This window comes from Nocardia cyriacigeorgica (assembly GCF_010858045.1).
Lineage (GTDB): Bacteria > Actinomycetota > Actinomycetes > Mycobacteriales > Mycobacteriaceae > Nocardia > Nocardia cyriacigeorgica_E.
Map to the genome: position 1 here is coordinate 12,240 of NZ_JAAGVC010000039.1, position 12,063 is coordinate 24,302.

11 protein-coding genes are annotated in these 12,063 nt (G+C 70.0%); 8 read left to right on the forward strand and 3 right to left on the reverse strand.

The window, feature by feature from the left end; translation table 11 throughout:
• The first annotated feature begins 240 nt into the window (after positions 1-240).
• From GV790_RS23735 to hisI, 8 genes are all read left to right on the forward strand, one after another.
• Positions 241-768, forward strand: coding sequence for a hypothetical protein (locus GV790_RS23735; protein ID WP_163816232.1), 528 nt, complete (start codon positions 241-243; stop codon positions 766-768).
• A gap of 112 nt (positions 769-880) precedes the next feature.
• Positions 881-1,612 (forward strand): bifunctional 1-(5-phosphoribosyl)-5-((5-phosphoribosylamino)methylideneamino)imidazole-4-carboxamide isomerase/phosphoribosylanthranilate isomerase PriA, encoded by a 732-nt coding sequence (gene priA / locus GV790_RS23740; RefSeq protein ID WP_130915903.1) that lies wholly within the window; start codon positions 881-883, stop codon positions 1,610-1,612.
• Positions 1,613-1,622: 10 nt separating this feature from the next.
• On the forward strand, positions 1,623-2,465 hold the full coding sequence (locus GV790_RS23745; protein ID WP_163816234.1) for an inositol monophosphatase family protein: 843 nt from the start codon (positions 1,623-1,625) through the stop codon (positions 2,463-2,465).
• A 4-nt stretch (positions 2,466-2,469) separates the two neighbouring features.
• Complete coding sequence (hisF, locus tag GV790_RS23750) at positions 2,470-3,243, forward strand: imidazole glycerol phosphate synthase subunit HisF (RefSeq protein ID WP_163816236.1); 774 nt, start codon at positions 2,470-2,472, stop codon at positions 3,241-3,243.
• A 144-nt stretch (positions 3,244-3,387) separates the two neighbouring features.
• Positions 3,388-5,040, forward strand: coding sequence for a fatty acyl-AMP ligase (locus tag GV790_RS23755; RefSeq protein ID WP_163816238.1), 1,653 nt, complete (start codon positions 3,388-3,390; stop codon positions 5,038-5,040).
• 32 nt (positions 5,041-5,072) lie between these two features.
• Complete coding sequence (locus GV790_RS23760) at positions 5,073-5,339, forward strand: acyl carrier protein (RefSeq protein ID WP_163816241.1); 267 nt, start codon at positions 5,073-5,075, stop codon at positions 5,337-5,339.
• Entirely contained in the window at positions 5,339-9,862 is a 4,524-nt protein-coding gene (locus GV790_RS23765) for a type I polyketide synthase (protein ID WP_163816295.1), read from the forward strand. The genes GV790_RS23760 and GV790_RS23765 overlap by 1 nt, the downstream gene beginning before the upstream one ends.
• A gap of 7 nt (positions 9,863-9,869) precedes the next feature.
• Positions 9,870-10,223 (forward strand): phosphoribosyl-AMP cyclohydrolase, encoded by a 354-nt coding sequence (gene hisI, locus GV790_RS23770; protein WP_163816243.1) that lies wholly within the window; start codon positions 9,870-9,872, stop codon positions 10,221-10,223.
• Here the strand turns inward: hisI and GV790_RS23775 are convergent, their stop codons facing one another.
• The 3 genes from GV790_RS23775 to GV790_RS23785 form a co-directional block, all read right to left on the reverse strand.
• The gene (locus GV790_RS23775) at positions 10,224-10,757 is read right to left on the reverse strand and encodes a MarR family winged helix-turn-helix transcriptional regulator (RefSeq protein ID WP_178128273.1); all 534 of its coding nucleotides are present in this window, start codon (positions 10,755-10,757) and stop codon (positions 10,224-10,226) included.
• Positions 10,758-10,827: 70 nt separating this feature from the next.
• Entirely contained in the window at positions 10,828-11,448 is a 621-nt protein-coding gene (locus tag GV790_RS23780; protein WP_163816248.1) for a permease, read from the reverse strand.
• 99 nt (positions 11,449-11,547) lie between these two features.
• Positions 11,548-12,009 carry a peroxiredoxin gene (locus tag GV790_RS23785; RefSeq protein ID WP_163816250.1) on the reverse strand — a complete coding sequence of 154 codons (462 nt, stop codon included), beginning with the start codon at positions 12,007-12,009 and terminating at the stop codon, positions 11,548-11,550.
• Positions 12,010-12,063: the final 54 nt, after the last annotated feature.

The following is a 12,063-nucleotide window of genomic DNA, read 5'->3' on the forward strand; positions in this document are numbered from 1 at the left end:
TATGGCAGACGGGCAGCGGTGCGCCGTGACCTCGGTCGAGCTCGCACGGGGTTCCGGCACCAGGTCTTCGGTCCTCGGGCAGGTCGGCGATGGTCCCACGCGCCGAAGTTTGGGCGGTAGTACGTGCGGGCCTCGGCGCCGAGTCGGGGAGAACCCTGACCCGGAGGGGGCGAAATCCCCGGGGCGCTCCCGGATTCGGGTGCCCGCCCACGGATATAGCGTGGTCGGCAGGAGGTCGCCATGAGATCCGTCACCGTAGCGTCGGCCGTGATCGGGGTGTACGCGGTCGTCGCGAGTTTCGCCTTCGCCACCACCGCGGTCGAGACGATGCTGTTGTACCCGAACATCTTTCGTGAGGTGCCGGACTCGCTGGCGCAGACCGAGGAGTTTATGTCCGTGGTCGCCGTCGGCGACGTGATGCGGCCGATGGGCGGGGTGCTGACGCTGACCGCGCTCATCGCCTGCGCCGTCGCGGTGCGTTATCGCATGGGCCGGGCCTGGATGACGGCGTCGTTGATCTCGCTGATCAGCGGGCAGTTCCTGCTCTCGGTGCTGTACCAGTGGCCGCGTGCGTCCATTCTGTTCGACGACCGTGACGAGTACACCCTGGCCGAGATCGAGCAGGCCGCCTCGGAGTTCCTGCTCGGGCAGGGCCTGCGCATCGCGGCCGCCGCGGTGACCGCGGTCTGCGCGGTGGTCGCGGCGCTGGTCTGTTATCGCGCGAGGGTGCTGGAGACCGCGGTCGACGAGTTCGCCGCGGCACTCTGACGGCGGCACGTACCGAACCGGTGCTCGAAGGCGCGGCGCGGCTGCCTCGGCGATCGGTGAATCCGCAGGCCCGGGGCCGGGTTGCCGAAGGTGAGCTACTAGGCTGTTCGGAGTGAGTCTTGTGCTGCTGCCCGCCGTCGATGTCGCCAATGGAGAGGCCGTCCGCCTGGTACAGGGGGAGGCCGGGAGCGAGACCAGCTACGGTTCGCCCCGTGAGGCCGCGCTCGCCTGGCAGGAAGCCGGCGCCGAATGGGTGCATCTGGTGGATCTGGACGCGGCCTTCGGGCGCGGATCCAATCGGGAACTGCTGGCCGAGGTGGTCGGCGAACTCGATGTGAAGGTGGAGCTGTCCGGCGGCATCCGCGACGACGAATCGCTGAAGGCCGCGATGGCCACCGGCTGCGCGCGGGTCAACCTCGGCACCGCCGCGCTGGAGGACCCGGTGTGGTGCGCCCGCGCGATCGCCGAATACGGCGAACGGGTCGCGGTGGGCCTGGATGTGCGGATCATCGACGGCGAGTACCGGCTGCGCGGGCGCGGCTGGGTCAGCGACGGCGGCGACCTGTGGGAGGTGCTCGAGCGCCTGGAACGCGACGGGTGCTCGCGCTACGTGGTCACCGACGTCACCAAGGACGGCACGCTGACCGGCCCGAACCTGGATCTGCTGCGCGAGGTGTGCGCCGCCACCGACGCCCCGGTCATCGCCTCCGGCGGGGTGTCGACCATCGACGATCTGATCGCCATCGCCGAGCTGGTGCCCGACGGGGTGGAGGGCTCGATCGTCGGCAAGGCGCTCTACGCGGGCCGGTTCACGCTGCCCGAGGCGCTCGCCGCGGTGCGCTGACCCCACCGATATGACCGTCCCGAACCCCGATCCCGCCACACTGCTGCCCATCGCCGCCGAGGTACTCGACGCGGCCGCGGTGCGCTTCGTCGACGGCCTCGGCGCGCCGAGCGCGGTCGACAAGGGCCACAACGATTTCGCCACCGAACTCGATCTGGAACTGGAACGCACCATCTCCGCGCGGCTGCACCAGCTCACCGGAATCGAGGTGCACGGCGAGGAATTCGGCGGCCCGCAGCTGACCAGCGGCACCGCGTGGGTGCTCGACCCCATCGACGGCACCTTCAACTACTCGTCCGGGCATCCACTCTCGGGCATGCTGCTGGCGCTGGTGCGGGACGGGGAACCGGTGCTCGGCCTGACCTGGCTGCCGGTGCTCGGCCGCCGCTACGCCGCCGTCGCCGGTGGTCCGGTGCTGCTCGACGGTGTGCCGCTGCCGCCGCTGCCCACCGGAACGCTGGCCGAGGCGATGATCGGCTTCGGCGCGTTCAACCTCGATTCGCGCGGGCGCATCCCCGGCCGCTTCCGGTTCGATCTGCTCGGTGCGCTGAGCAGGCTGTCCTCGCGGGTGCGGATGCACGGCTCCACCGGCATCGACCTGGCCTTCACCGCCTCGGGCGCGCTGGGCGGAGCCATCGTGTTCGGCCATCACCCGTGGGACAACGCGGCCGGTGTGGCGCTGGTGCGCGCGGCCGGGGGAGTGGTGACCGACCTGGCCGGCGCGCCGTGGCATATCGAATCGGGCTCGGTGCTGGCCGCCGCGCCGGGGGTGCACGCCGAGCTGCTGGAGATGATCGGTTCGGTGTCGGCGGAAACAGAACCCACCGCCGCGCGCGGTGGCCGGGAAGGATGAGGCGATGACGGTCGCGGTACGCGTGATTCCGTGCCTGGACGTGGACGCGGGCCGGGTGGTCAAGGGCGTCAAGTTCCAGAACCTGCGCGATGCGGGCGATCCGGTGGAACTGGCGGCCCTCTACGACGCCCAGGGCGCCGATGAGCTGACCTTCCTCGACGTCAGCGCGTCCTCCGCCGACCGGGGCACCATGATCGACGTGGTCACCCGCACCGCGGAACAGATCTTCATCCCGCTCACCGTCGGCGGCGGCGTGCGCACCGTCGACGATGTGGACCGGTTGCTGCGCGCCGGTGCGGACAAGGTGTCGGTGAACACCGCGGCCATCGCCAGGCCCGAGGTGCTGCGGGAGATGTCGGAGCGGTTCGGTTCGCAGTGCATCGTGCTGTCGGTCGATGCCCGCACGGTGCCGGACGGCCAACCCGATACGCCGTCGGGGTGGGAGGTCACCACGCACGGCGGTAAGCGCGGCACCGGCATCGATGCGGTCGAGTGGGCGGTGCGCGGCGCCGAACTCGGCGTGGGCGAGATCCTGCTCAACTCGATGGACGCCGACGGCACCAAGGCGGGATTCGACCTGCCGATGATCCGCGCCGTGCGCGCGGCGGTCTCGATCCCGGTGATCGCCAGCGGCGGCGCGGGCAAGGTCGAGCACTTCGTGCCCGCGGTGGAAGCCGGGGCCGACGCGGTGCTGGCGGCGAGCGTGTTCCACTTCGGCGACCTGAGCATCCCGCAGGTCAAGGACGCGATGCGGGCCGCGGACATCGTCGTCCGGTAGCGGCGCCGGCTCGGCGTTCGCACACCAAGGGTGAGGCCGGACGCACCCTGCGGGTGCGCGGGCCGGTCCCTGAGGGTGCTGTTTCGGCAGCGGTGAATCGGTGAGAGTGAGAACTCCCACCACCCACCGCGAAGGAATCCGCCCGTGCACGACAGTTTTGTGCAGCACGTCAGGCAACAGGTCGCCGTATACGGCAATACCAGGTCCTACACCTATCTCCGTGAGCGCGGCCGCGAGCTCGACGAGGAGGTCGCCGGCTATCGCGATCTCGACCGCGACGCCAGGGCCCTCGCGGTCTGGCTGGCCGGGCAGCAGGCATCGGCGCGGCCGGTGGTGCTGCTCTACGCCGACCCGATGGCGTTCCTGCGCGCGTTCCTCGGTTGCCTGTACGCCGGTGTGATCGCCGTTCCGGCGCCGGTTCCGCATGATGAACGCAGCACCCGGCGCGTCGCCGGGGTGATCGCCGACTGCGGTGCCGGGCTGGTGCTCACCACCGCCGACCTCGCGCCGCTGATCGCGGCCGCGGCCCCCACGGTGACGGTTTCCGCCACCGACGCCGCGCTGGGCGACCCCGACGCCTGGCAGATGCCGGAGATCGACCGGGACACGGTGGCGTTTCTGCAGTACACCTCGGGGTCCACCGGCAACCCGAAGGGCGTCGTCGTCACGCACGGCAATCTGCTGCACAACGAGGCGGCGATCGCGGAACTGGGCATCGACGACACCACGACCGCCGTCAGCTGGATCCCGCACTTCCACGATATGGGTCTGATCGGCATGCTGCTCGGCGCGGTCCACGCCGGGGCGAACCTGGTGTTCATGGCGCCGATGACGTTCCTCAAGCGCCCGGTGCGCTGGCTGCAGGCCATCGACCGATACCGGGCGACCGCCACGGCCGCACCGAATTTCGCCTACGAACTGATCAGCCGCCGGGTCACCGACGAACAGCTGGCCGAGCTGGATCTGTCCAGTCTGGAGATCGCGCTGTGCGGTGCGGAGCCGGTGCGCGCACGCACCATGGCGGCCGTACGGGAACGGTTCGCGCCCGCGGGCTTGCGGGCGACGGCGTTGCGTCCGGCCTACGGATTGGCCGAGGTGACCTTGCTGGCCAGCGCTGCACGCACGCCGTCGCTGCCGGCTTCCTTCCACACCGCCGACGCGCCCCTGGTCGGCTGCGGACAGCCCGCGCGTGGGCTCGACATCCGCATCGTCGACCCCGACACCCGCCGGCCGCTGCCCGACACCGTCGTCGGCGAGATCTGGATCCGCGGCGCCAGCGTCGCCGCCGGTTACTGGAATCGCCCGGCCGAGACCAGCGACGATTTCGGCGCCCACCTCGGCGCGGAAGGGCCGTTCCTGCGCACCGGTGATCTCGGGCTCATGGCCGACGGCGAGCTGTTCGTCGCCGGGCGCCGCAAGGATCTGCTGATCGTCAACGGCCGCAACATCTATCCGCAGGACATCGAGGAGTTGGTGCGCGGGCTGCATCCGGCGCTGGCGGGCGCAGGCGTCGCGGTCTCGGTCGACGCCGGCGACCGGGAACGCCTGGTCGTGGTGCACAGCGTGAAGACCGCGCGGCAAGAGGGCATCAGCCTCGCCGAACTCACCTCCGTGATCAAGACCGCCGTCGCGCGCGAATTCGCGGTGCCCGCACCGAATGTCGTGCTCGTCGAACCGCGCTCGGTGCACCGCACCACCAGCGGCAAAGTGCAGCGCAACTCGATGCGCACCGCACTGCTGCACCGCCGCGTCGACGGCGTGCTGCACCACGACCTCGAACCGGCGCCGAGCCGGTGACCACCCACCCCTATTCCACCCGGGAGACGACCGTGTTCGCCACCGCAACCACCCCTCCGACATCGATCACCGGCTGGCTCGCCGAGCGCGTCGCCGACTACACCGGACGCGCCGCGCACCAGGTGGATCCTGCCGTCCCGCTCGCCGAACTCGGCCTCGACTCCGTCTCGGCGGTGGCGCTGTGCGGGGAGATCGAGGACCGCTGGTCGATCGAGGTGGATCCGACCCTGGTGTTCGACTATCCGACCATCGCGGATATCGCCGCGTTCCTCGCCATCGACACCACCTGCGCGGCGTGATGAGTTCGCCTACCGGATCCGAGAGTTCGCGCGAGCACGCCGATATCGCCGTCGTCGGTATCGACTGCCGATTCCCCGGCGCCGCCGACCCGGCCGCACTGTGGCGGCTGCTGATCGAAGGCGACGAAGCCATCTCCGAGGTTCCGCTGAACCGCTGGGCGGCCGAGGACGTCCACGATCCGGCCGGCGGTCCCGGCACCATCAACAACCGCGGCGGTGGATTCCTCACCGACGCCGACGTTTTCGACCACGCATTCTTCGGCATCACCCCGCGCGAGGCGGCCGCGATGGACCCGCAGCAGCGGCTGCTGCTGCACACCGCGTGGCGCGCCCTGGAAGACGCCACCCTCGATCCGCGAGCCCAGGCCGGGTCCCGCACCGGCGTGTACGTCGGTGTGATGGCCAACGAGTGGGCGAATGTGCAGATGAGCGACTATTCCGCGATCACCGCGCAGCACGGGTCGGGCAACGGGTACTTCATGACCGCCAACCGGCTGTCCTACCAGCTGGATCTGCGGGGTCCCAGCATGGCTGTCGACACCGCGTGCTCGTCGTCGCTGAGCGCCGTCCACCTCGCCTGCACCGCCTTGGCCTCGGGGGAATGCGATCAGGCGCTGGCCGGTGGAGTGAACCTCGTGCTGACGCCCGCGGTCGGCATCTTCTACACCCAGGCCGGCCTGTCGGCGCCCGACGCGCGATGCAAACCGTTCAGCGGCTCGGCCGACGGCATCGTCCGCGGCGAGGGCGCGGCCGTGCTGGTGCTGCGCAGGCTGGCCGACGCGCAAGCCGCCGGACTGCCGATCTACGCGGTGATCAAGGGCAGTGCCGTCAACTCCGACGGCCGCAGCAACGGCATCACCGCGCCGAACCGGTGGGCGCAGCAGCAGGTCGTCGAGCAGGCCTACCAGCGCGCCGGGGTGCGGGCCCAGGAGGTGGATTTCATCGAGGCGCACGGCACCGGCACGGTGCTCGGCGACATGATCGAGGTCAAGGCGCTGGGCGCACTGCACACAGGCCGCGCCCGGCCCTGCGGCATCGGTTCGGTCAAAGGCAATCTCGGGCACACCGAGGGCGCGGCCGGCATCGCGGGGCTGATCAAGGTCGCGCTCGGCCTGCACCATCGACTGGTGCCGCCGACCCGGTTCGCCGAGACCGAGAATCCGAAACTGCGGCTCGCACAGCACGGCTTGCGTCTGCTGGGAGAGGCCATGCCGCTCGGTGAGCAAGCGGTGGGCGGGGTGAGCAGCTTCGGTGTCGGCGGGACGAATGCGCATATCGTGCTGGGGAGTGCGCCGATGTCATCGCCACCCGCTGCCGTCGGCCGCGCGCCGGAATCTGGCTCGCAGGCTGCCGGCGGTTCGGCTGGTGCGGTCGGCGGTCCTTCGGTGTCTGCGGACACGGTTGACCGGCCGGGCCGAGATGCGCTGCCGGACCATCCGGTCGACGGTGGAGTGCGGTCGGCGGACACCGATGACGGTGTGGGCCTGGATGGTCACGGCGACCCGGTGGCCGGCGCTGGTGTGCTGACACTGTCGGCGGACACCACCGACGGGTTGCGCCGTAACGCGGCACGGATGGCCGACGCGGTGGCCGCCCTGCCTCGTGATCGGTTCGCGCAGCTGTGCTGGACGAGCAATCAGGTCAAGGCCTCCGGTCGGCAGCGGCTCGCGGTCGTCGCCGCCGATCGGGACGAGGCGATCGAGCAGCTGCGGCGGGCACCGGACAGCAGTGTCGCCCAGCCGGTGTCCGCCGGGTGGATGTTCAGCGGGCAGGGCGCGCAGTTCGCCGGAATGGCGCGCGCGCTCGACGCGGCGAGCCGAGGCTTTCGCCGGGCGCTGCGCACGGTCGACGACGCCATGCGCGCGCACCTCGGGCGGTCCGTGCGCGCACTGCTGCTCGACGACACCGCCCACATCGACAGCACCGAACTGGCGCAGCCGGCGATCTTCGCGATGGAGTACGCGCTCGCGCGTGCCCTGGCCGAGACGGGGCTGCGCCCGGCCTGGCTACTCGGGCACAGCATCGGCGAATACGCGGCCGCGGTCGTCGCGGGCGTGCTCGACCTGGACGACGCCTGCCGGCTGGTGGTGCTGCGCGGCGCGCTGATGCGGCGGCTGCCCGGCGGCGGCGCGATGCTCGCGGTGCGCGCCGGCGAATCCGCGGTGGCCGACCTGCTCGCCGAGGAACCCGAGGTCGCGATCGCCGCCGTCAACGGACCGGCCGACCTCGTGCTCTCCGGCGATGCCGCCGCGCTCGCACGCATCGATGAGATCCTGGCCGAGCGTGCGGTGAGCACCAAGACGCTCACCGTCTCCCACGCGTTCCACAGCCCTCGCATGGAACCCATGCTGGCCGAGTTCGAGTCCGCCGCGCACGCCTGCACCTACCGCGCGCCGAACCTGCCGATCTACTCGACCGTGCGCGGGCGTCTGCTCGCGCCCGGCGAAACGATGGACGCCGCCTACTGGACCGAACACATCCGCGCCACCGTCCGGTTCGGCCAGGCCGTCGACGCCGCACTCGGCACCGAACCGACCCACCTGATCGAGGTGGGACCGCGTCGCGTGCTGACACCGATGATCAACCGCATCCGACCCGAGTTCGCCGGCCGCTGCCTGGTTCCCAGCCCCGGCCCAGGCGCCACCGGCCACGAATTCGCCGGCACCATCGCCGCCCTGTACCGCGACGGCTTCGACCCGGACTGGGACCGGCTCTACGAACCCGCGCACCGAGTGCGTCACCGGCTGCCGGTGTACGAGTTCAGCACCGAACACCGTTTCTGGTTCGACCCGCCCGCCCCGCACAGCGCACAGCAGCGACCACAACTCGGCGCGACAGCACCGGCACCCCGCGAACAGCAGAACACCGATCATCCGGCACAACCCGAAGTACGAACCCGCACGGCCACATCCGAACACTCCGAGGACATCACCACCATGGACCAGATGATCGCGCTCTTCCGCGAACAGAACGCGCTACTGGCGAAGCTCGCGCACGGGGCCGCCGGTCCCGCCGCAGCGGCTACCGACGGCGCGCGGACGTCCGGTCAGGAGGCCATCGGCGTTGTCTACGCGGAAGCGGCCAGGGTGAGCGGCTACCCGGCCGACCGGCTGCGCAACGCCCAAACTCTCAGCGGCGACCTGGGATTCGATTCGATCATGACCGCCGACCTGTTCACCGGAATCGTCCGCCGGATGCCCGGGCTGGTCATCGATCCGGCTCGCTTCGGGGAGCAGGCGACGCTCGGCGAGGTGGTCGAGTACGTCGCGGCGGGTGGTGCCGCGACAGCGCCCACTGCTGCGGCCCCTGAACCGCACGTCGTACCCGAGTTCCGCATCAGCGAGTTCGCCGAGGTGAAGGCGATCGAGGGCAGGCTCGCCGGGGCGCAGGCGCTCGGCCTGGCCAATCCGTACTTCCTGGTCAACGACGGCGTCACCCGCGACACCTCGGTGATCGACGGTGTGCCGGTGCTGAATTTCTCCAGCTACAACTATCTCGGCCTGTCGGGGCATCCGGCGGTCGTCTCGGCCGTGCAGGACGCCGTCGCCCGGTACGGCAGCTCGTGCTCGGCCAGCCGGGTGCTCTCCGGGGAGAAGCCGGTGCATCGGGAGCTGGAAGCCGAACTCGCCGCGCTGCTCGGCACCGAGGACGCGATGGCGCTGGTGGGCGGGCATTCCACGAACGTCACCATCATCGGGCATATCGTCGGGCCGCAGGATCTGGTGATCCACGACAGCCTGGCCCACGACAGCATCCTGCAGGGCTGCAAGCTCTCCGGCGCCACCCGCAGACCGTTCCCGCACAACGACCACGCCGCCCTCGACCGGATGCTGAGCGAACTGCGGCACCGGTATCGCCGGGTGCTGATCCTCATCGAAGGCGTGTACAGCCAGGACGGCGACATCCCCGACCTGCCCGCCATCATCGAGATCAAGAACAAGCACCGGGCGCTGCTGATGATCGACGAAGCGCACAGCGTCGGCGTGCTCGGCGCGGGCGGCGGCGGCATCGGCGAGTACTACGGGGTGGATCGCGGCGAGGTCGAGCTGTGGTCGGGCACGATGTCGAAGGCGCTGGCCGGGTGCGGTGGGTATGTCGCGGGCAGCGCGGAGCTGATCCGGTTCCTGAAATACACCACGCCCGGCTTCGTCTACAGCGTCGGCATGACCCCGATGAACGCGGCGGCCTCGGCGGCGGCGATCCGCCTGCTGCGCACCGATCCGGAACCGCTGGCGCGGCTGCGTCGCAACGCCGAACTGTTCCTGAAGCTGGCGAAGGACGCCGGGATCGACACCGGCGACAGCCACGACACCCCGATCATCCCGTGCATCGTCGGCGATTCGCTGAAGACGCTGACGCTGTCGAACGCGCTACTGCGACGCGGGATCAACGTCAACCCGATCCTGTATCCAGCTGTCCCAGAAGATCTGGCGCGACTGCGGTTCTTCGTCACCGCCTGCCACAGTGAGCAGCAGATCCGCGAGGCCGTCGCGATCCTCGCCGAAGAGCTGGCACTGCTATAACGGTGGCATGACTCTGGATCCAGCCATCGCCGCTCGCCTCAAGCGCAACGAGGCCGGCCTGTTCTCCGCCGTCGCGCAGGAACGGGGCACCGGCGATGTGCTGATGGTCGCGTGGATGGACGACGAGGCGCTGGCCCGCACCCTCGCCACCCGCAAGGCCACCTACTACTCGCGCTCACGCGGCCAGTACTGGGTGAAGGGGGAGACCTCCGGTCACACCCAGTACGTGCACGAGGTGCGCCTGGATTGCGATGGCGACACCGTGCTGCTCACCGTCGATCAGGTGGGCGCGGCCTGCCACACCGGCACCCACACCTGCTTCGATGCGGATGTGCTGCTCGCCGCCGGTTCCGAGGGCTGATCAGAAACCGGAGGGTTCGCCCTTGGTGCGGGGGACACCGAGCCGGTCGGCCAGTTGGGTGGCCATCGCCTCGCCCAGGTCGGCGAGGGTGGAGATCTGACCGGCGTCGAGACCGTCGAAAACCAGCGAGCGGATCGCGTCGAGGTATCCGGGCGCGGCCTCGACGACTTTCGTGTACCCGTCATCGGTGAGGACGGCCTGGACACCACGCCGTCCGGCGGTGACGGTGCGCTCGGCCCAGCCCATCCGCTCCAGCTTGGACACCACATGAGACAGTCGCGATAGCGATGCGTTTGCCCTGTGGGCAAGCTCACTCATCTGAAGCCGGTGTCCCGGCTCCTCCGACAGCAGCGACAGCACCCAGAATTCGAAGTGCGTGAGTCCGGCCTCGCGTTGCAGCTGGGTGTCCAAAGTGCCCGGCAGGCGTGTCATCAACGCGACAATCGCCCGCCAAGCTCGCTGTTCTACTGGGTTTAGCCACTTCGTCACTGTGCGCCTTCTCTCGAGCCAAGTGACGTGGTCGTGCCCTGACAGTCACCCGCGCCCACGAGTTTGCCACGACTTCGCTCGACCGTCTGCGAGACACGAAACGACGTGAGGTCACTCACAGGTTGTCGGGGCGGCGTCCCTCCGCGCGGGGTGCGGTGCCGGGTTCGCGGACCGGCCGGCCGGTGTCGATCGGCGCCGAACCGCCCGACTGCACGAGCGCCTTGGCTTCCGCGCGCCGCCGCCACCCGCGCCGCACCACCAGGAACAGCACGAACAGGAAGATCAGCGCGGCGATGATCGCGCCGGTGAGCGAGGCGCCGCGGAAGGCGGGCGCGTCGACGTCCATGATGCGTTCGCCGGCGTGCGCGGCATTGTTGCCGCCGAGCACCACCGTCAGCGTCATCAGGTTCGGAATCGCGAAGACCAGGGCCAGCACCACGGCCCCGCCCGCGATGACCTTGCCGCCGCGTCGCCGCCATACCAGCGCCGCGACGAGCAACAGCAACAACGGGATGGCGGTACACAGTCCGCCGTAGACCAGGCCCCAGCCGATGCCCTTGGAGAAGCTGCCGTTGACCATCTCGCCCACCCGCTGGGCCCACCAGCGGGGAATGAACGCGGCGAGAATCAGATAGGCGACGATCAGTACGACGACCAGGACCGCACCCGCGATGATCCGGGTGCGCCAGGAGATCGTGGAGGTCCGCGTGTCCGGCGTGCGCTCGGGCGTGGTCATGACTCCAGCGTAGGTTGCCCGGGGACGACGGCGCGGGTGCTCGGACGGTGTTTCGGCAGGAAAAGTGCCGGTCCGGGGGGCACCCGGACCGGCGATGGATCATTTACCGCGTTCGCGCAGGAATTGCAGCGCCTCGTCGGCGTGCACGTTGGCGCGCAGTTCACCGGTGATGACGGTGAGCACGGTGCGGTCGGTATCGATGACGAAGGTCTGGCGCTTGACCGGAGCCAGCTTGCCGAGCAAGCCACGCTTGACGCCGAACTGCTGAGCCACCGCGCCATCGGCATCCGACAGCAGCGGATAACCGAGGCGCTGCTTGTCGGCGAATCCGGCCTGGGTGTCGACCGCGTCGGTGCTGATACCGGCACAGCTCGCGCCGAGCGCGGCGAACTCCTCGGCCAGATCACGGAAATGGCAGGCCTCGGCCGTGCACACCGGAGTATTGGCGGCGGGGTAGAAGAAGAGCACGAGCGGCCCGTCGGCGAGCAGCTCGTCGAGGGAACGTTTGGTGCCTGATTGATCGGGGAGCTCGAACTGCGGAGCGAGCTGGCCAGTCTTCATGGACCGACCCTACCGGCGGGTGCGCCCATCGGCCTGTCGTAGCCGCCTGGGATG

Bases quoted from the DNA above. Each gene is read 5' to 3' on its own strand.
- GV790_RS23735 (WP_163816232.1), top strand. From the start codon at position 241: ATGAGATCCGTCACCGTAGCGTCGGCCGTGATCGGGGTGTACGCGGTC.
- GV790_RS23745 (WP_163816234.1), top strand. From the start codon at position 1,623: ATGACCGTCCCGAACCCCGATCCCGCCACACTGCTGCCCATCGCCGCC.
- hisF (WP_163816236.1), top strand. From the start codon at position 2,470: ATGACGGTCGCGGTACGCGTGATTCCGTGCCTGGACGTGGACGCGGGC.
- GV790_RS23765 (WP_163816295.1), top strand. From the start codon at position 5,339: ATGAGTTCGCCTACCGGATCCGAGAGTTCGCGCGAGCACGCCGATATC.
- hisI (WP_163816243.1), top strand. From the start codon at position 9,870: ATGACTCTGGATCCAGCCATCGCCGCTCGCCTCAAGCGCAACGAGGCC.
- GV790_RS23780 (WP_163816248.1), bottom strand. From the start codon at position 11,448: ATGACCACGCCCGAGCGCACGCCGGACACGCGGACCTCCACGATCTCC.
- GV790_RS23785 (WP_163816250.1), bottom strand. From the start codon at position 12,009: ATGAAGACTGGCCAGCTCGCTCCGCAGTTCGAGCTCCCCGATCAATCA.